We start from the raw sequence: 18,829 nt of genomic DNA on the forward strand, positions 1-18,829 counted from the left end.
GGGCCACCACCCACCGCCGGGGCGCCGTGGTTGCGGCGCCTGCGATACTCGGGGCATGGTCAACGATTTCACCGCACAGGACTTCAGCGCCGTCGAACTGATCCGAGCCAAGCGCGACGGAGCCGCCCTCACCGACGAGGAGATCCGCTGGCTGGTCAACGCCTACACCGAGGCGGTGGTGGCCGACGAGCAGATGAGTGCGATGGCGATGGCCATCCTCTTCCGTGGACTCGACGACCGCGAGCTGGCCACCTGGACCCAGTCGATGATCGACACCGGTGTGCGGCTCGACTTCTCCTCACTCAGCCGCCCCACCTCCGACAAGCACTCCACCGGCGGTGTGGGAGACAAGATCACCCTTCCGCTGGCCCCGCTCGTGGCGGCCTGCGGCGTCGCGGTTCCCCAGCTCTCGGGCCGAGGCCTGGGCCACACCGGCGGCACCCTGGACAAGATGGAGTCCATCCCCGGTTGGCGCGCCACGCTCAGCAATGACGAGATGATGCGCCAGCTCGAGGAGGTCGGCGCCGTCATCTGCGCCGCCGGTGACGGCCTGGCACGCGCCGACAAGAAGCTCTACGCGCTGCGTGACGTCACCGGCACCGTCGAGGCGATCCCGCTGATCGCGAGCTCCATCATGAGCAAGAAGATCGCCGAGGGCACCGGTGCCTTGGTGCTCGACGTCAAGGTGGGCTCCGGCGCCTTCATGAAGAACCTCGACGACGCCCGCGAACTGGCCACCCGGATGGTGGCGCTGGGCAAGGCCGCCGACGTCAACACCGTCGCGCTGCTCACCGACATGTCCACGCCGCTCGGCCTGACGGCCGGCAATGCGCTGGAGGTCACCGAGTCCGTCGAGGTGCTGGCCGGCGGCGGACCCGCCGACGTGGTGGAGCTGACCCTGGCGCTGGCCCGCGAGATGCTGCAGGCCGCCGGATCCGACGCCGACCCGGAGAAGGCCCTCCAGGACGGCTCCGCCATGGACGTCTGGAACCAGATGGTGCGCGCCCAGGGTGGCGACCCGGACGCGACGCTGCCCGTCGCCAAGCACTCGGATGACGTGCTGGCGGAGTCCGACGGCGTGCTGACCACGCTGGATGCGATGGCCGTGGGGGTGGCCGCCTGGCGCCTGGGCGCCGGGCGTGCCCGCAAGGAGGACCCGGTGCAGGCCGGCGCCGGCGTGGTGATGCACGCCAAGCCGGGCGACCGTGTCACCAAGGGCCAGCCGCTGCTCACCCTGCACACGGACACCCCGGAGGCCTTCGACAGGGCCCGTCGCGCACTGAAGGGGGGCATCCAGATCCACGGCGAGGCCAGCGAGCTTCCCCCCTTGCTCATCGACCGGATCGATTGAACATCCGGCACGGCCGTGCTGTGGAGGCGCACTCACGGCCGTGCCGCGGGAGCGCTCAGCAGACGCGCACGGTCCACCCGTAGGGGTCCTCGATGCGGCCGTACTGGATGTCCACCAGGTTCTGTCGAATCCGCAGCGACCACGGGGAGTCCACCTGGGGCAGGCTGTGCACCTGCTCACCAACCTTGAGGCTGCGGATGGGCGTGACCACGGCCGCGGTGCCGCAGGCGAAGGCCTCGGTGATGGTGCCGTCGGCGATGCCACCCAGCACCTCGTCCAGGGTGATACCGCGCTCCACGGGCTCCAGCCCCAGGTCAGGGGCCATCCGCAGGATGGAGTCCCGGGTGATGCCGGGCAGGATGTTGCCGTTCAGCTCGGGGGTCAGCAACTGCCCCTGGGCGGTGACGACGAAGAAGTTCATGCCACCCAGCTCGTCGATGTGGCTGCGGTCTGCCGCATCCAGGAAGAGCACCTGGCTGCAGCCCTGCTCCTGCGCCTGCCTGGTGGCCAACAGGCTGGCGGCGTAGTTGCCGCCGCACTTGGCGGCGCCGGTGCCGCCGGCCCCGGCCCGCGCGGAGTCCAGACTGACCCAGATGTCGACGGAGGTGACGCCGCCGGTGAAGTAGCCACCCACGGGCGAGGCGATCACGTAGTACGCGGCGGTGTGTGCCGGGCGCACCCCCAGGAAGTCCTCATGGGCAATGGTGAAGGGGCGCAGGTAGAGGCTCTGTTCGGCGCCGCCGGGCACCCAGTTCCGGTCGATCTTGACCAGCTCGGTGATGCTGGTCAGGAAGTCCGCCACCGGCAGCTCCGGCAGCGCCAGCCGCTGGGAGGAGCGCGCCAGCCTCTCGCCATTGGCCTCGGGACGGAAGAGCCAAATCGAACCGTCGGCCCGTCGGTAGGCCTTGAGCCCCTCGAAGACCTCCTGGCCGTAGTGGAAGACCGCGCTGCCGGGCGTGAAGCTCAGCTCCGAATACCGATCGATCGCGGCATCGTGCCAGCCCTCTTCCTTGGTCCAGGTGGCCACTGCCATGTGGTCGGTGAAGTGCTTACCGAAGCCGGGATCGGCAAAGATGGCCTCCAGCTCCTGCTGGCTGGTGTGCTGCTGATCGTCGCGAATGCTGAACTCGAGAGGCATGCCCACCATGCTACGCCTGTCCCCATGGTGAGACGACAATCTCGCACGATGGGACGGGAGGTCCTAGTATCTGGCCCATGACCAGCAGCGCGTCCACTCCGTCCACGACTCCCACCATTGCCGTCATCGGCGGCGACGGCATCGGCCCCGAGGTGACCGCCGAGGCACTCAAGGTGCTCAAGGCCACGGTGGGTGAGGGTGCCTTCGCCTTCGACGAGGTCTCGCTGGGGGCCGAGCACTGGTTGCGCACTGGCGAGGTGCTGGCCGATGAGACCATCGAGCGCCTCAAGCGGGCCGACGCCATCATCCTGGGCGCCATCGGCGCGGCCCCGGGCTCCACCGAGGTGCCCTCCGGTCTGCTGGAGCGCGGCATGCTGCTCAAGCTGCGCTTCGCCTTCGACCACGCCGTCAACCTGCGACCCAGCAAGTACTACCCGGGGACCGCCTCTCCCCTGTCCGAGGCCATCACCGGCCGGGGCCCCATCGACTTCGTCGTGGTGCGCGAGGGCACCGAGGGCCTGTACTGCGGCAACGGCGGTGCGGTGCGCGTCGGGACCCCGCACGAGATCGCCACCGAGGTGAGCATCAACACCGCCCACGGCGTGGAGCGCGTGGTGCGCCACGCCTTCGAACTGGCCATGACCCGCCGTAAGAAGCTCACCCTGGTCCACAAGCACAATGTGCTGGTCAACGCCGGTGGCCTGTGGCGGCGCATCGTCGAGGAGGTCGCCGCCGAGTACCCCGAGGTGGAGCGCGACTACCTGCACATCGACGCCACCACGATCATGATGATCACCGACCCGCAGCGTTTCGACGTGATCGTCACCGACAACCTGTTCGGTGACATCATCACCGACGAGGCGGGTGCCGTCACCGGAGGGATCGGCCTGGCGGCCAGCGCCAACATCAACCCGACCGGTGACTTCCCGAGCATGTTCGAACCCGTCCACGGCTCGGCCCCCGACATCGCCGGCCAGGGCATCGCCGATCCCACGGCCGCGATCAGCTCCATGGTGCTGCTGCTCGACCACCTGGGACGATCCGAGGACGCGCGTCGCATCGAGGCCGCCGTCGAGGCCGACATCGCCAACCGCGGTGATGCGAAGCGTTCCACCAGCGAGGTGGGCGACGCCATCGCGTCGGCCCTCGCCTGAAAGCTGAGCAGCGTCGCTCAAACCGACCGCCCCTGACCGCACCTCGTGCGGTCAGGGGCGGTTCACCGTTCGGGGGTTGGACGCCTCAGCCAATCGCCTCACGCAGCGCGGCGACGGTGGCCACCGCCGCGGTGGCGGCCTCATGCCCCTTGTCCTCGCTGGAGCCCTCCAGACCGGCGCGGTCCAGGGCCTGCTGCTCGTCGTCGCAGGTCAGCACGCCGAAGCCGACGGGCTTGCCGGTACGCACGCTGACGTCGGTGAGCCCGATCGTGGCCGCCTCGCACACGTACTCGAAGTGCGGGGTGCCGCCGCGGATCACCACGCCCAGCGCCACCAGCGCGTCGAAGTGGTCGACCAAGGCGGAACAGGCGCCGGCCAACTCGAAGGTGCCCGGCACCCGCACGAGGGTGACCTCGGTGACGCCGGCCTCGGTCAGACCCCGCTGGGCCCCGTCGACCAGGCCGTCCATCACGGTGGTGTGCCAGCTGGCCGCCACGATGGCGACCTTCAGGCCGGGGGTCTGGACGGTGATGGTGGGTGCTCCTGCTCCGCTCATGCGGTGACTCCGTTCTTGAGGCCCTCGACAAGCTCGGGCGCCGATTCGTTCAGATTGGCCGGGAGGGCATGGCCCATCCGATCGCGCTTGGTGGTGAGGTAGGAAATGTTGTCGGCGCCGACGCCGGTGGCCCCCGAGCGCAGCCCGAGCACCTCCAGCCCCGCCGCCCGCAAGGCCTCCGCCTTGTCGGGATTGTTGGTGAGCAAGGTGATCCCGGGCACGTCCAATGCCGTCAGGATCGCGGCCGCGGCGCCGTACTCGCGGTCGTCGACGGGCAGGCCGAGCTCGGTCTGGGCATCGACGGTGTCGGCCCCGCCGTCCTGCAGGTGGTAGGCCCGCAGCTTGTTCAGCAGACCGACGCCGCGACCCTCATGACCGCGCAGGTAGACCAGCACACCCGGCTCGGCGCCCAGCAACTCCTGGGCCCGCCGCAGCTGCGGGCCGCAGTCGCAGCGCAGGGATCCCAACGCGTCGCCGGTCAGGCACTCGGAGTGCATCCGCACCAGGTTGCGATCGCCGATGCCGTGGGGGCTGACCATGGCGACGTGCTCGGCGCCGGTGACCAGGTCTCGGAAGCCGATCGTCTCGAAGCGGCCCGCCTGCGTGGGCAGCACGGTGCGCGCCACCTCCTCCACCCGGTCGTGCAGGGCACGCCAGGCGGCCAGGTCTGCGATGGTGACCACCGGCAGCCCCTCCTTGGCGCCCAGGGCGAGCACGTCGTCGGTGCGCATCATGGTGCCGTCGTCGTGCACCAACTCGCCGATCACGCCGACGGGGCTCAGTCCGGCCAGCCGGCACAGGTCGACGGTGGCCTCGGTGTGGCCGCGGCGGGCCAGCACTCCCCCGTCGCGGGCGCGCAGTGGGACGACGTGCCCGGGGCGGTTGAAGTCGGTCGCGGTGGCATCCGGGCTGGCCAGCAGCCGGACGGTGGTGGCGCGGTCATGGGCGCTGATCCCCGTCGTGGTGCCCCGTGCGGCGTCGACGGTGATGGTGTACGCGGTGCGCAGGCTGTCCTGGTTCTGTTCGACCATCAGCGGCAGATCCAGCCGATCGGCCCAGTCATTGGGCATCGGGGCACACAGGTAGCCGGAGCTGTGCCGGATCGCCCAAGCGGTCCACTCGTCGGTCAGGGTCTGGCCGGCGGCGATGACGTCGCCCTCGTTCTCCCGGTCGACGTCGTCCAGCACCAGCACCGGACGCCCCTGACGCAGGGCCTCCAAGGCCTCCTCGATGGTGTTCACAGCTCCTCCTCCGCTTCCTTGGCCGCCAGCATCCGTTCGACATATTTCGCGAGCACGTCCACCTCCAGGTTCACCACGTCGCCCACCTGCTTGCTGCCCAGCGTGGTGAGCTCGAGGGTGGTGGGGATCAGGGAGACCTCGAAGAAGTCGTCGCCGATCGCGCTCACGGTCAGCGAGACGCCGTCGACGGTGATCGACCCCTTCTCCACCACGTAACGCGACAGCGCCGCGGGCAGCTCGAAGCGCACCACCTCCCACCGCTCGCCGGGCGTGCGCTTCAGGATCCGAGCGGTGCCGTCGACGTGCCCCTGCACGACGTGACCGCCGAAGCGGCCGTTGGCGGCCATGGCGCGTTCCAGGTTGACCGGTGAACCCTCCACCAACTCGCCCAGCGACGAGCGGCGCAGGCTCTCGGCCATCACGTCGACGCTGAAGCTGGCCTGGTCGTGCTCGACGACGGTCAGGCAGACCCCATTGCAGCTGATCGAGGCGCCGTGGGTGGCGTCGCTGACCACCAGCGGGCCGCGGATCCGCAGCACCGCCGATTCGGTGCCGTGCTGGATGGACTCGACGCTGCCGAGCTCCTCGACGATTCCGGTGAACATTCACTTCTCCTTGTGGTTGGCTTCGACAGGCTCAGCCGCCGTGCGTGGGGACTCAGCCAGCATGATGAGGGCGATGTCGTCGCCGTGGCGTTCGACGTGGGCGATCTGGAGCCGAGCGATGTCGGCGATGGTGTCGATTCCCAGGCCCGCGACGGCCGGGCTGCCCGCACCGAGCAGGGCCGGTGCGAGGCAGGCGATGACCTCGTCGATGACGCCGGCGCGCCACCAGGCGGCGGCCAGGGTGGGGCCGCCCTCCAGCCAGACGCGATGGATCCCCTCGCTGGCAAGCTCTTCCAGTACGGCCAACGGGTCAGCGCCGGGCAGTTGGCGGAAGCCCCCGTCATCGCCCCGCACCCGGGCATGGACCGGGACAGGGCGGTTCCCGAGGACCACACGCAACGGTTGCTCGGCCACGGGCCGGTCCTGCTCGTCGCGCACGGTGAGTCGAGGATCGTCGGCCAGCACGGTTCCGGTGCCGACGACCACGGCGCCGCAGCGGGCCCGCCGGGCATTCATCGCGCGGCGCATCGGCTCCCCGGTGATCCACTGCGAGGTGCCGTCAGCCGCGGCACTGCGGCCGTCGAGCGTGGCCGCGAACTTCCAGGTGACCCACGGCCGTCCGGTGCAACGGGCGAAGGTCCAGGTCTGGTTGACCTGCTCGGCCCGCTCGGCCAGCAGTCCGGCCGTGACCACGACACCCGCCTCGCGGAGGTTCAGGGCACCACCCGCGGCCTCCGCGGTGGGATCGGCCTGGGCGAAGACCACCTCGGCGACCCCGGCGGACAGCAGCGCCTGGGCGCAGGGGCCGGTTCGGCCGGTGTGGTTGCAGGGTTCCAGGGTGACGACGGCCGTCGCCCCGCGGGCCAGGTCCCCCGCGTCAGCAAGAGCCATCACCTCGGCGTGGTCGGTTCCTGCACCCCGGTGCCAGCCCTCCCCGACGACCCGGCCATCGGGCGCGAGTAGCACGCAGCCGACGCGCGGGTTGGGATCTGCCTCGGGCCCACGGACGGCAAGCCCCAGGGCACGCTCCATCGCGGCGCGGATCCGCGCCTGCCTCGTCGGTTCTTCCATCTCGCTCCCCTGCTTCGGCACCACTGCCGTGCACCGGGGTGTGCGAGGACGCGCACGGATGCGCGCTCACGCTGTACGTCGTCGGACGACGTCCAGTCAGGGAGCCGGGCGTGTCAGGACGACAGCCAACGACCCCACGTGTTTCCTCCCATCCGGACTTTCACCGTCGGTCCTGGAATTCCACCAGGTCAACCGTCAGCTGGAGGCTGACGGGTCGCGGACTGTCACCGCCGGTTCGGACTTGCACCGACCCCGGAACACGTTGGGGCCATTGTGCCACGTCCTGGATGCGCGCCGCATGGAAGCGCGACACGTGGACCGTCAGGTGGTGACGACGGTGCCCGAGAGGGCTACTTGCCGTCGTCGACGGGCCACGGATTGGGCTTGCACCGGTCGAGGGCCTTGCTCTGCTGCATCATCACCGGGGCCTTGCGGCCCGGTGCGGGACAGCCGACGTGCCCCTTGCCGATGTAGTGGCCCACCTCATGGTTGATCACATAGGAGCGGTACTGCGTCAGGTCCTGGTAGGTCGGTGTCATGTAGAGCCACCGGTCGGTGTTGATCAGGACATTGCCACCCGACTGGCAGCTCCAGGTCATCCGCACGTCCAGTGGGCACATCTTCTGCACCGTGGCTGGTGAGGCCAGCATGATGTTGAAGTCCGCCTTCGCCGGATCCTTGACCAGTTCGAAGGAGATGGCCTCGCTGCCGAGCCAGCTGCGCTGGTCGTTGAGGATCCCGGCGATCTGGCGCGCGCTGGATCGGGGATCCACACCGGTCCCGTCCTCCACCTTGACCAGGTAGCGGTGGCGGACCGCGGTCTTCCGGGAGGGTGGCACCGCGACGGGCGCCACCTGCCAGGTGCCCTTGCCCTTGGCCCCGGTGCGCACCACACCGTCGGCATCGGGCTTGGGCTGGGCACTGCTCGCCGCGGCAGTGGGACTGGCAGGGCGACTCGGCGTAGGGCTCGCGCTCGACGAGCTGGCACTCGGGCTCGGGCTCGGGACCGCCTGCTCCTGACCATCTGCGCCACACCCGCGCAGCAAACCCAGCAGGACGACCAGCACCACGCCGGCCACCAGCAGGGCACCAACGGAGGCTGCGCGCCTGCCCCGCGGGGTCAGTTGCACGACCGGACGGTTCCAAGGCGCTTCGCTCACGCCCCCCACAGTAGGCCCCCGGCGCCGCCGCTGCGACACGGCGAGCACGGCCCGGTCTCACGGTTCGAGCCTCGATCCCTGCTGTCACAGTGGCTGCAACACTGACCGAATGAGCACCACCGACGAGGTTCCGGAGTTGGTCAGCCGCGCGCTGCGGCACTGTCTGCGCACCGGCTGGCTGGAGACCACTCGACACGAGACGGGCCGGTTGCTCGCCACCCTGGCGGCCAGTTGCCGCGGCACCGTTGCCGAGGCCTCCACCGGCAGTGGGGTCGGCGTGGCCTGGCTGCGCAGTGGAGCCTCCCCCGAGACCCGGGTGGTGTCGGTGGAGCGTGACCCACAGCGCGCCCAACAGGCTCGCGAGAACCTGGAGGACAGCGACGTGGAGGTCATCGACGGGGGCTGTGACCAGTTGCGGGAACACGGCCCCTTCTCGTTGCTGTACATGAATCGCGCCACCGCCGAGCTGGTGGAGCGCGACCTGGCCTGGAGCCTGGTGGAGCCGGGCGGGCTGGTGGTCATCGACGACTTCGAGCCCAGCGGACAGTGGTCCACCAGGGAGCCGCAGGGGCTGCTCACCGACAGGTTGTTGCACGGCTGGCTCACCGACGAGAGGTTCACCTCCACCGAAACCACCCTGGCGGCAGACCTCAGTGTCCTGATCGCGGCCCGCCGCTGATCCGGTCTCAGCGGCCGACGAAACGCAACCAGTCAGGCACCTCGCGCCTGGCCTGGGCCACCCCCAGCTGGTGAGCCTCGCGCAATCTCTCGACGCGTCGCTCCTGATTGCCGATCCTCATGTGGGTGGGCCGGAAGACATAGGCCCTGCCCTGGCGCTCGAGCTCGGCGAGTTCATCCAGGGTTCGGTTGTAGTTCTCGGCCCGCCGCAGCAGGGCCTCGGCGATCTTCGGGTAGCGACGAAAGACCACGCCATGGGCGCGTGGGTAGCGCACCGGTGGCTTGCGGTAGCCGGCCGGCCTGGTGAGCACGACGAAGAACTTCTCGTAACCGGCTTCCTGGGCGGCATCCAGGGCGATTCCACCGCTGGGCCCCAGAGCGCCGTCGCACCAGGGTTCGCCGTCGATCTGGACGATGGGCATCAGCCCGGGCATCGTCGACGAGGCCCTGATCCGCTTGCCCATGTCGCGCAGCGTCGGCATGTGGTCCTGCTTGTTCCAGTAGACGCTCTGGCCGGTGCGGGCATTGAAGCCCCCGATCTTCATGGTGATCGGGTTGGCCTTGAAGGCCTCCCAGTCCAACGGGAGCGGCTGGCCTGCCTCGCCGGTCTGTTCGTAGATGAACTCGGAATTGAACACACCCTTGCCCTGCACCCAGGTGCGCCAGCTGCCGAACTGCGGCTCCTGCACGATGTCGACGAAGCTTGCCTCGGCACGGGCTGCGTCGCGGGCGACGTAGTTGAGGCTGTTCGACGATCCGGCCGAGATCCCCGCGACGAAGTCGAAGTACATCTCCTGCGCCAACAACTCCTGAACCACCGCACAGGTGTAGGCGGCTCGCATGCCACCACCCTCGAAGACGAGCGCGGTGTCGGTGATGTTGGATTCCATGACCTCAGGCACGCCTGCCAGTCTAGGAGCCCAACCAATGGCTCAGTGGCCTGTCCGCTGCCGTTGCAGCAGGGTGTTCAGGGTGACCGCCGCGGTCTGGGGATCCGCGACGGTGATGTACATCGGCGGCTTTCCTGCCTGGTGGACCAGCAGGGTGGGTGCCTGGGCGGTCACCAGGCCCCTGCCGCCGTCGAAGAGGGCGCCGCGCAGCCCGTAGCCACCGAAGTCACCCATCGGGCTGACGGTCCGGCCCACCTCGGCGTGGACGATGGTCTCCAGCGGAATGTTGACCCAACGGATGGGTCCGGTGGTGCGCAGCCCGCGCGAGTCGATCCTGATGCGGGTGAAGACCATCTGCAAGGGCACCGCGGCGGTCAGCAGGGTCAGTGCCATGATGATGGCTCCGGCCATGTTCCCCTGGGCTCCGAAGTAGCCGCCCAGGACGATGACGGGCAGACAGAGCAACAGCAGGATCCAGTAGATCGCCTTGCCGCGCACCAGTCGGCCGGTCCAGGCAAGACGCCCGTGACTTGGTGTGGTCATGGTGGGAGCATACGTCGGCAGTCGCGTCGAGGCGGGGACCAGGACGGTGGGCGCCCGGGTGACCAACCAGACCAGCCAGCCGATGACCATCGCTGCCGCCGCCCCCACGACGAAGCTCCACCACTCGTCGCCGACCTGCTCGGTGGTCAGCCCGCGCTGCATCCACGTACCGCCGAAGAACACACATGTCAGGAAGGCGGCCATGCCGGCGGTCACCGGCGCCATGCTGCGGGCCTGCTTCAGTGCCGCCCCCAGCGCAATCATGGGCAGTGTCAACCCCACGGTGATCGCCAGGTGTGTCCAGACCACCCGATCGAGCGATGTGAAGCCATCGGGCCTGCCATCGGCTCCCCAATGGGTGACCACCGGATCGGGCAGTTCATCGCGCACGCTGAGCACCAGCGCGGCACCGGCGACGGCGCAGAGCAGGGTGACCAGGGCGGGCAACCAGTAGACCCGAGCCGGCGGGTGGTCGACGAATTGCGTGGACTTCATGCTCGACGTCCTACCACACACCGATTCGGCGACGAAGAGATCCTCTCCACCGGCGGGGTTGCGACCTGCCCCTCGACAAGCTCGGGGAACGGATGGGAGACGGCTCGGGGAACGGATGGGAACGACGCGAGGCCCCTCCCGCGCGATGCGGAAGGGGCCTCGACAGGCTCGGCCACCGGAGGGGCGGCTCAGACGGCGACGATCAGCGGTCGGCCTTGCCCTCGGTGTAGTCCTCGTCGGTCTCCTTGATCCAGCTGAACATCTTGCGCAGTTCCTTGCCGGTGGCCTCGATCTGGTGGCCCTGCTCGGTCTCGCGCATCTTCTTGAACTCGGGCGCGCCGGCGTCCTGGTCCTCGATGAAGTTCTTGGCGAAGGTGCCGTTCTGGATGTCGGTCAGGATGGCCTTCATGTTCTCCTTGACGTGGCTGTCGACGACGCGCGGGCCGGAGACGTAGTCGCCGTACTCGGCGGTGTCGGAGATGCTCCAGCGCTGCTTGGAGATGCCGCCCTCGATCATCAGGTCGACGATCAGCTTCAGCTCGTGCAGGCACTCGAAGTAGGCCACCTCGGGCTGGTAGCCAGCCTCGACCAGGGTCTCGAAACCGGCCTGCACCAGGTGCGACATGCCGCCGCACAGCACGGCCTGCTCACCGAACAGGTCGGTCTCGGTCTCCTCGGTGAAGGTGGTCTCGATGCCACCGGCCCGCAGGCCACCGATCGCCTTGGCGTAGCTCAGGGCCAGCGGCCAGGCATTGCCCGAGGCGTCCTTCTCGACGGCGACGATGACCGGCACGCCACGGCCGTCGGCGTATTCGCGACGCACGACGTGGCCCGGGCCCTTGGGGGCGACCATGCAGACGTCCACGCCCTCCGGCGGGGTGATGTAGCCGAAGCGGATGTTGAAGCCGTGGGCGAAGAACAGGGCGTCGCCCTCCTCCAGGTTGGGCTCGATCTCGGCCTTGTACAGGCCGCGCTGCACCTGGTCGGGGGTGAGGATCATCACCACGTCGGCCTCCTCCACGGCCTCGGCGACGCTGAGCACCCGCAGGCCCTCGGCCTCGGCCTTGGCGCGCGACTTGCTGCCCTCGGCCAGACCGACGCGCACGTCGACGCCGGAGTCGCGCAGGCTGAGCGCGTGGGCATGGCCCTGCGAGCCGTAGCCGATCACGGCAACGGTGCGGCCCTGGATGATCGAGAGGTCGGCGTCGTCGTCGTAGAACATCTTTGCCATGTGGATGGAACTCCTTGTTCGTTGTGGGACGCGTCGGTTTCGACGGCCCTCGGTCTTGGGGGGATGTTGTTCAGCCCTGGGTTCGGGACTTGTCGTTGATCGTTCGGATGCCGCGGCCCAGCGCCACCTGGCCGGACTGCACCAGCTCCAACACGCCGTAGGGCTGCAACATCTCGATCAGGGCATCCAGCTTCTCGCGACTGCCGGTTGCCTCCACGGTAATGGAATCCGGCCCGACGTCGACCGCCTTGCCACGGAAGAGTCCCACCGTGTCGATGATCTGGCTGCGATTGTCCAGGTCGGAACGCACCTTGATCAACACCAGTTCGCGCTTGACGGCGTTGGAGTGCAATTCCACCACCTTGATCACCTCGACGAGCTTGTTGAGCTGCTTGACCAGCTGCTCGAGGACCAGCTCGTCGTCCACCTGGGCGACGACGGTCATTCGCGAGAGCGCCTCGTTCTCGGTGGGGCCCACCGCGAGCGACTCGATGTTGAAACCGCGACGGCTGAACAGCGCCGCGATCCGGGTCAGCACGCCCGGGGTGTTCTCCACCAGGACGCTGAGGGTATGGCTGCTCACAGGTCTTCCTCTTCCCAGTCGGGGGCCATGTCACGGGCGATCTTGATGTCGTCATTGCTGGTGCCGGCGGCCACCATCGGCCAGACCATGGCGTCCTTGTTGACGACGAACTCAACCACGACCGGGCCGTCATTGATGCTCAAGGCCTTCTCGATCACCTCGTCCACCTCTTCGGGGGTCTCGGCCCGCAGCCCGACGCAGCCCATCGCCTCGGCCAGCTTGGGGAAGTCGGGGATGCGTTCGGAGTTGAGGTCGGTGTGCGAGTAGCGCTGGTCGAAGAAGAGCGTCTGCCACTGGCGCACCATGCCCAAAACGTTGTTGTTGATCACGGCGATCTTGATCGGGATGTCGTTCAGCGCGCAGGTGACCAGCTCCTGGTTGGTCATCTGGAAGCAGCCGTCGCCGTCGATCCCCCACACCACCGCGTCGGGATTTCCGGCCTTGGCGCCCATCGCCGCCGGGACGCAGTAGCCCATGGTTCCGGCGCCACCGGAGTTGAGCCACTTGCCGGGCAGTTCGTGCGGCAGGAAATGGGCCGACCACATCTGGTGCTGCCCGACGCCGGCGGCATAGATCGCCTCGGGGCCGCTGAGTTCACCGATGCGCTTGATCACGTACTGGGGGCTCAGCTTGCCGTCGGTCGGCTCCTCCCAGCCCAGCGGGTAGCGCCGCTTCAACGAGGCCAGGTTGGCCTGCCACGCGGCCAGGTCCTGCAGGGTGACCTTGGAGATCTCGGAGTTGAGCGCATTCAGGAAGGCGCGGGCATCACCGACGACCGGCAGGTCTGCCTTGCGGTTCTTGCTGATCTCGGCCGGGTCGATGTCGGCGTGGATCACCTTGGCCAGCGGGGCGAAGGTGTCCAACCGGCCGGTCACCCGGTCGTCGAAACGGGTGCCGACGGCGATCAGCAGGTCGGACTGCTGGATCGCCCCGACGGCCGAGACGCTGCCGTGCATGCCGGGCATGCCCATGTGCAGTTCATGGCTGTCGGGGAAGGCACCGCGAGCCATCAGGGTGGTGACCACGGGGATGCCGGTGGCCTCCACCAGCTTGGCCAGCTCGTCGGCTGCACGGGCCTTGATGACGCCGCCACCGATGTAGAGCACCGGACGCTTGGCCTCGGCGATCATCTTGGCCGCCTCGCGCACCTGGCGGGTGTGCGGCCTGGTGGTGGGCTTGTACCCGGGCAGGTTGATGCCCGAGGGCCAGACGAAGGGGGCGGAGCCCACCAGCGCGTCCTTGGCGATGTCCACCAGCACCGGGCCGGGGCGACCGGTCTCCGCGATGTGGAAGGCCTCCTTGACGGCCTTGGGGATGTCCTCGGTGCGGGTGATCAGGAAGTTGTGCTTGCTGATCGGCATCGTGATGCCCCGGATGTCGGCTTCCTGGAAGGCGTCGGTGCCGATGTAGCTCGAGTTCACCTGGCCGGTGATCGCCACCATCGGGACCGAGTCCATGTAGGCGTCCGCGATCGGCGTGACCATGTTGGTGGCGCCGGGGCCGGAGGTGGCGATGCACACGCCCACCCGGCCGGTGGAGACGGCATAGCCCTCGGCGGCATGGCCGGCCCCCTGCTCGTGGCGCACCAGGATGTGGCGCACCTTCGAGTCGTAGAGCGCGTCGTAGGCGGGCATGATGGCGCCCCCCGGAAGACCGAACACCACCTCTACCCCCAGACGCTCCAGCGAGGCGACGAGCGCCTGCGCGCCGGTCATCATCGGAGGGGTTGAGTCTGCGGGTGCCATGGCATTCCCTTCGTTGCGTGCGATGGATGGAGCCGCTGCCCCATCCGATGATTGCGTGTCCTGCTTGTCCTTCTCGCGCCGTTTCGCCCACTGGACCGCAGCCCAGCCAACAAAAAACCTCCGTTGCCCCTGGGGCACACGGAGGAAGCGCTTCGACCTGTTCGACGAACGGCGGTCTCAGCGCTTGGTGAGTACGAGAAGGAAGTTCAGCACGCATCAACCTTCTCGGGCGACGCGGCGTGCGTCAACATCGCGAGACAGTCGTCTCACATCATGGACACAATGCCCACGTTGCGGATACCCGCAACGCGGCAGACCCACCCGCAGAACCGACGCGGGGCGCCGGTGAGCCACTGGCCCACCCACGCCCCGCGCAAGGAGTACGTCGCCCTGCTCAGACGGCCTTGGCGGTCGTCGCACCGACACCGGCGCCGGTCGCACGAGCGGAGTCGAGCAGCTTGGCGATGCGGGTCAGCGCCCAACCCACCAGGGTCGAGAGCAGGCCCAGCCCCATGACCAGGGCCGAGATGCCGTAGCTGACGATGGAGGTGAACAGCGAGGCGCGCAGGAAGGAACCGTTCATGGCGCTGGTGCGCGCCTCGGTGTACTTCTCGGCGGCGGCGGTGTCACCGGCAGCTTCAGCCTTCTTGATCTCGGCACCCAGCTCGGCGTAGGTCTTGCCCTCCGCGCCGGCCAGGGCATGGGTCTTGATGATCTCGGCCTGGCTCCAGGCGGTGAAGGGACCAGCCACCTGCTTGCCGGCATTGGAGGCGGCGTCGGCGGGAACGGTGATGTTCTCGCTCTTGAGCTGGCTGGTCACGGTGCCCCAGGTGATGGCGCCGGCGACCAGCATGATGAGTCCGGCGATCATGGAGAGCAGACCGATGATCTTGACGGGCTTGGCGTTCATGGGAAGTCCTCTGGTTGTGCACGGCAACTGGATGCGCCGTTGAATGCTTTCGAATTCAACTCCCATCTGGTTCTGAATTCAACATCTTCCCTGTCGGGAAGGAGCGCTTCAGCCAATGCACAGCTCGCCTGCGACAGGGGTCACACTGCAAGCCCACAAGCCCCGTCAGCCCAGGATCTGGGCCAGCACCTGGTCGGGATCCTCCTCCACCTGCTTGCGGAAGAGTTCACCAAGACCGGGGTGCTCGCCATAGCGCGGCACCAGGTGCACGTGCAGGTGGAAGACCTCCTGGCCCGCCACCGGGCCGGCGCTGGACAGCATGTTGATCCCGTCCGCGTCCAGCCGGTCCACCAACAGCCGCGCCACCCGGCTGACCGCCGGAGCGATCTCCTGCATCACCTCGGCATCCCCGGTGAGGTCGTCGACATGACGCTTCGGAATCACCAGGGTGTGACCCTTGTGCCACGGGGCGATGTCGAGGAAGGCGTAGGCCACGTCGTCCTCGTAGACCTTGCGGCTGGGGACGTCACCGGCAACGATGCTGCAGAACAGGCAATCCATGGCCCCATCCTAGGCCCGCGATCACCTGCCGCGCTCATGGCCCGGCAGCCGTTCGGCGACCAGCTCCAGGACGTGGCGGTACTCCTTCCCCGTGGCCCGCGACATGCCCATCTCACAGGTGCGGTTGGCACTTGCGTGCGCCTCGATCCGCTTGCCCCGGCGCCCGAGTTCCTGCTCCAGGCGCTCCACCTCGCGGGCCTCGGCGGCAGTGGCGGAGGCCGTCAGCTCCGGATGCAGCATTCCTCGGTCACCGGCGAAGCCACAGCAGCCGGCATTCACGGGGACCACCACGTCCTGGTAGACGGCCCGGGCGCAGGCAATGGCGTCCTCGACGCAGCCCAGGTGGATCATCGAGCAGGTGGGGTGCAGCACCATCGTGCCCTGTGCCTCCAGCTGCAGGTGGGGCAGGCATTCACGAGCCACGAAGCTCACCGCATCCTCCACCACCACCGTGCGCCACAGTTCGGCCTTGTGCGGGGGCAGGTGGGTGGCCAGCCCCTCCAGCCCGTGGGTGCAGGAGGATGCGTCGCCCACGATCGGGAGGGCGCCCTGCCGGCTGGCGGCCCACAGCACGTCGAAGGTGCGCTCGGCCATGGCGGCGGCACCCTCGGTGAATCCCTTGGAGACCCACACCGTCCCGCAGCACAGGCCGCTGAGGTCGGGAACCTCCAGGCCGACGCCGGCGGCACGGCAGATCTCGCCCAGCGCATCGGTCACGCCCCGCCCGCATCCCGATTCCGAAGGCCCGAAGATCTCGCCCAGGCACGAGGCGAACATCACGCCCTTGGCCTGGGGAACGCTCTTCGGCTGCGGCCGGGCCGCGCCAGAACCGGGCAGGTCGGAACCGACCACGGGAAGCACGTCCTTGCTGATCACGGTGCGCCCCAGCCTGGTCGCCCCTTCCAGGACCGCCGAGGGGAGCACGTCGGCCACCTTCATGCCGGCACGCAGACCCGTGGTGACCGGCCCCCAGTGTTCGGCCAGCGCCACCGAGGCCTTGGTTGCCAGGGCACCGTGGCGTTGTGCCCGGAAGGTCTTCATGAACACACCCGTGTCGATCAGGACGGGGCAGGCCTTGGCGCACAACGAGTCCACGGCGCAGGTGTCCACCGCCTCGTAGTCATAGGCCTTGCGCAATTCCTCGGCCTCGGCCTCGGGTCGCACCTGGATCTCGCGCAGCAGGGCGATGCGTCGACGCGGCGTGGTGGTGAGGTCCTTGGAGGGGCAAGTCGGCTCGCAGTAGCCACACTCGACGCACCGGTCGACGAAGTCGTCCACCTGCGGCATCGTCTTGAGGTTCTCCAGGTGCCCCGTGGGGCTCTCGTCGAGCAGGGTCCCCGGGTTCAGGATGGCCTTCGGATCGGCCAGCTGCTTCACCTGGCGCATCACCTCGTAGAGCTCGTCGCCGAACTGCCGACGCACATAGGGGGCCATGATGCGGCCGGTGCCGTGCTCGGCCTTCAGCGTGCCCTGACGGGCAAGCACGGCATCCACCATCTGCTCGGTGAACTCGGAATAGGTCTCCAGCTGCCGCGGGTCGGACAGGGTGGGGTTGATCATGAAGTGGATGTTGCCGTCCTTGGCATGACCGAAGATCACCGCATCGTCATAGCCGTGGGAGCCGAACAGTCCGGCAAGGTCGTCGATGGTGGCGGTGAGCGAATCGACCGGGACGGCCACATCCTCCAACAGATTGGTGGTGCCGGCCGGACGGGCTCCGGCCACGGAGGTGTAGAGCCCCTTGCGCAGGTACCACAGGTCTGCGCGCTCGGCGGCGACGTCGGTGAAGCGCGGCGGCTCGGCGATGGGCAGGCCGGCCATCACGTCGTTGAGGGCAGACATCCGAGCGGCCAGATCGTCGGGATCGTCGCTGGTGGCCTCCACCAGCAGGGCCGCGTGGCGTTGCACCTGCAGCTCGGCCAGATCTGGGGAGGCCTCCTTGTACTGCTGGACGACTCGCAGGCTGGCGGCGTCCATCAGCTCCAGGGCGGTGGCACCGCCCTGCACCAGTTGCCCCAGGGCGTCGGTGGCGACGCCCAGCTCGTCCACCACCAGCAGGGCCGTGGCCGCGAAGGGATGCACCGGCACGGTCCGGAAGGTGGCCTCGGCCACGAAACCGAGCGTGCCCTCCGAGCCGATCACCAGGTGCTCCAGGATGCGCACGGGCTGGTCATGGTCGACGAAGGAGTTGACGCCGTAGCCCATCGTGTTCTTCATGGCGTACTGCTGGGCAATGCGCGCCAGGCTGTCGGGATTGCCGCGGACCCGATCGCGAAGACTGGCCAGCCCCTCCCACAGGGCCGGCTCGTCCCGGCGCAGCCGCTCGTCGGCATCGGGCTGCGAAGTGTCGACGACGGTGCCGCTCGGCAGCACCAGGACCATCGAGTCCAGGGTGCGGTAGGTATTGCGTTCGGTGCCGCAGCTCATCCCGGAGGAATTGTTGGCCACCACGCCGCCGACCGTGCAGGCGATCTCGCTGGCCGGATCGGGGCCGAGGCGACGTCCGAAGGGCGCCAGGTGGGCGTTGACGCTGCGCACGGTGGCGCCCGGCTCGCACCTCACCCGCTGCCCCTGGTCGAGCACCGTGACACCACGGAAGTTCTGGCGCACGTCCAGCAGTACGTCGTCGCTGAGCGCCTGCCCGCTGAGCGAGGTGCCACCCGAACGGAAGGTCACCCGCCTGCCCTGCTGCGCGGCCTGGCGCATCACGGCGGCGACATCGGCCACGGAAGCCGCCGTCACCACGACGCGCGGCGTCACCAGATAGTGGGAGGCATCGTGCGCCATGCCGATGCGATCCACCAGGCGCTCGCTCACCTGCCCCTCGTCGAGGCCCGGGATCTTCCAGTCTGCTGCTCCGTTGCTAGCCATGGCAGCAGACTAGTACCTGTGGACTGACCACATCCAGACCTTGGTG

Annotated in this window: 17 protein-coding genes and 1 riboswitch; of the genes, 3 read left to right on the forward strand and 14 right to left on the reverse strand. The window is 68.6% G+C overall.

The features are described 5' to 3' along the window. Nucleotides 1-55 precede the first annotated feature (55 nt). The gene (locus ACOAMO_RS14855) at nt 56-1,351 is read left to right on the forward strand and encodes a thymidine phosphorylase (protein ID WP_420175511.1); all 1,296 of its coding nucleotides are present in this window, start codon (nt 56-58) and stop codon (nt 1,349-1,351) included. 55 nt (nt 1,352-1,406) lie between these two features. Here ACOAMO_RS14855 and ACOAMO_RS14860 read toward each other — a convergent pair whose 3' ends face one another. Then, a complete protein-coding gene (locus ACOAMO_RS14860) occupies nt 1,407-2,489 on the reverse strand; it encodes a branched-chain amino acid aminotransferase (RefSeq protein ID WP_420175512.1) in 1,083 nt (360 codons plus the stop codon). A 77-nt stretch (nt 2,490-2,566) separates the two neighbouring features. On the opposite strand from ACOAMO_RS14860, the gene ACOAMO_RS14865 reads away from it, so the two are divergent. Then, nucleotides 2,567-3,643 carry a 3-isopropylmalate dehydrogenase gene (locus ACOAMO_RS14865; RefSeq protein WP_420175513.1) on the forward strand — a complete coding sequence of 359 codons (1,077 nt, stop codon included), beginning with the start codon at nt 2,567-2,569 and terminating at the stop codon, nt 3,641-3,643. A gap of 85 nt (nt 3,644-3,728) precedes the next feature. Here ACOAMO_RS14865 and ribH read toward each other — a convergent pair whose 3' ends face one another. The 5 genes from ribH to ACOAMO_RS14890 all read right to left on the reverse strand — a co-directional run bounded on the left by ribH (nt 3,729) and on the right by ACOAMO_RS14890 (nt 8,276). Continuing rightward, a complete protein-coding gene (gene ribH, locus ACOAMO_RS14870) occupies nt 3,729-4,199 on the reverse strand; it encodes a 6,7-dimethyl-8-ribityllumazine synthase (protein ID WP_420175514.1) in 471 nt (156 codons plus the stop codon). After that, on the reverse strand, nt 4,196-5,440 hold the full coding sequence (gene ribB / locus ACOAMO_RS14875) for a 3,4-dihydroxy-2-butanone-4-phosphate synthase (protein ID WP_420175515.1): 1,245 nt from the start codon (nt 5,438-5,440) through the stop codon (nt 4,196-4,198). The genes ribH and ribB overlap by 4 nt, the downstream gene beginning before the upstream one ends. After that, nucleotides 5,437-6,045, reverse strand: coding sequence for a riboflavin synthase (locus ACOAMO_RS14880; protein WP_420175516.1), 609 nt, complete (start codon nt 6,043-6,045; stop codon nt 5,437-5,439). Before ACOAMO_RS14880 ends, ribB begins: the two co-directional genes overlap by 4 nt. Beyond that, nucleotides 6,046-7,116 carry a bifunctional diaminohydroxyphosphoribosylaminopyrimidine deaminase/5-amino-6-(5-phosphoribosylamino)uracil reductase RibD gene (gene ribD, locus ACOAMO_RS14885; protein ID WP_420175517.1) on the reverse strand — a complete coding sequence of 357 codons (1,071 nt, stop codon included), beginning with the start codon at nt 7,114-7,116 and terminating at the stop codon, nt 6,046-6,048. It abuts the gene before it with no gap. 134 nt (nt 7,117-7,250) lie between these two features. Further along, nucleotides 7,251-7,381: riboswitch (FMN riboswitch) on the reverse strand. Between the two features lie 85 nt (nt 7,382-7,466). Then, complete coding sequence (locus ACOAMO_RS14890) at nt 7,467-8,276, reverse strand: DUF3152 domain-containing protein (RefSeq protein ID WP_420175518.1); 810 nt, start codon at nt 8,274-8,276, stop codon at nt 7,467-7,469. Nucleotides 8,277-8,385: 109 nt separating this feature from the next. Between ACOAMO_RS14890 and ACOAMO_RS14895 the strand changes: the two genes are divergently transcribed. Further along, nucleotides 8,386-8,955 carry an O-methyltransferase gene (locus tag ACOAMO_RS14895; protein WP_420175519.1) on the forward strand — a complete coding sequence of 190 codons (570 nt, stop codon included), beginning with the start codon at nt 8,386-8,388 and terminating at the stop codon, nt 8,953-8,955. Nucleotides 8,956-8,962: 7 nt separating this feature from the next. Here the strand turns inward: ACOAMO_RS14895 and ACOAMO_RS14900 are convergent, their stop codons facing one another. The 8 genes from ACOAMO_RS14900 to ACOAMO_RS14935 all read right to left on the reverse strand — a co-directional run bounded on the left by ACOAMO_RS14900 (nt 8,963) and on the right by ACOAMO_RS14935 (nt 18,783). After that, a complete protein-coding gene (locus tag ACOAMO_RS14900) occupies nt 8,963-9,856 on the reverse strand; it encodes a patatin-like phospholipase family protein (RefSeq protein WP_420175520.1) in 894 nt (297 codons plus the stop codon). A 30-nt stretch (nt 9,857-9,886) separates the two neighbouring features. Then, the gene (locus ACOAMO_RS14905; protein WP_420175521.1) at nt 9,887-10,882 is read right to left on the reverse strand and encodes a DUF1648 domain-containing protein; all 996 of its coding nucleotides are present in this window, start codon (nt 10,880-10,882) and stop codon (nt 9,887-9,889) included. A 202-nt stretch (nt 10,883-11,084) separates the two neighbouring features. After that, complete coding sequence (gene ilvC, locus ACOAMO_RS14910) at nt 11,085-12,113, reverse strand: ketol-acid reductoisomerase (protein WP_420175522.1); 1,029 nt, start codon at nt 12,111-12,113, stop codon at nt 11,085-11,087. 70 nt (nt 12,114-12,183) lie between these two features. Further along, nucleotides 12,184-12,696, reverse strand: coding sequence for an acetolactate synthase small subunit (gene ilvN / locus ACOAMO_RS14915; protein WP_420175523.1), 513 nt, complete (start codon nt 12,694-12,696; stop codon nt 12,184-12,186). Then, on the reverse strand, nt 12,693-14,441 hold the full coding sequence (locus ACOAMO_RS14920) for an acetolactate synthase large subunit (protein WP_420175524.1): 1,749 nt from the start codon (nt 14,439-14,441) through the stop codon (nt 12,693-12,695). The genes ilvN and ACOAMO_RS14920 overlap by 4 nt, the downstream gene beginning before the upstream one ends. A gap of 394 nt (nt 14,442-14,835) precedes the next feature. Next, nucleotides 14,836-15,351, reverse strand: a complete 516-nt coding sequence (locus tag ACOAMO_RS14925; protein ID WP_420175525.1) for an aromatic ring-opening dioxygenase LigA — start codon at nt 15,349-15,351, stop codon at nt 14,836-14,838. 165 nt (nt 15,352-15,516) lie between these two features. Then, a complete protein-coding gene (locus ACOAMO_RS14930) occupies nt 15,517-15,912 on the reverse strand; it encodes an HIT family protein (RefSeq protein WP_420175526.1) in 396 nt (131 codons plus the stop codon). A gap of 21 nt (nt 15,913-15,933) precedes the next feature. Further along, nucleotides 15,934-18,783 (reverse strand): FAD-binding and (Fe-S)-binding domain-containing protein, encoded by a 2,850-nt coding sequence (locus tag ACOAMO_RS14935; RefSeq protein WP_420175527.1) that lies wholly within the window; start codon nt 18,781-18,783, stop codon nt 15,934-15,936. Between the last annotated feature and the right edge of the window lie 46 nt (nt 18,784-18,829).

Origin of the sequence: Luteococcus struthionis (genome assembly GCF_048595755.1) — a bacterium.
In the GTDB taxonomy this organism is placed as follows: Bacteria; Actinomycetota; Actinomycetes; order Propionibacteriales; family Propionibacteriaceae; genus Luteococcus.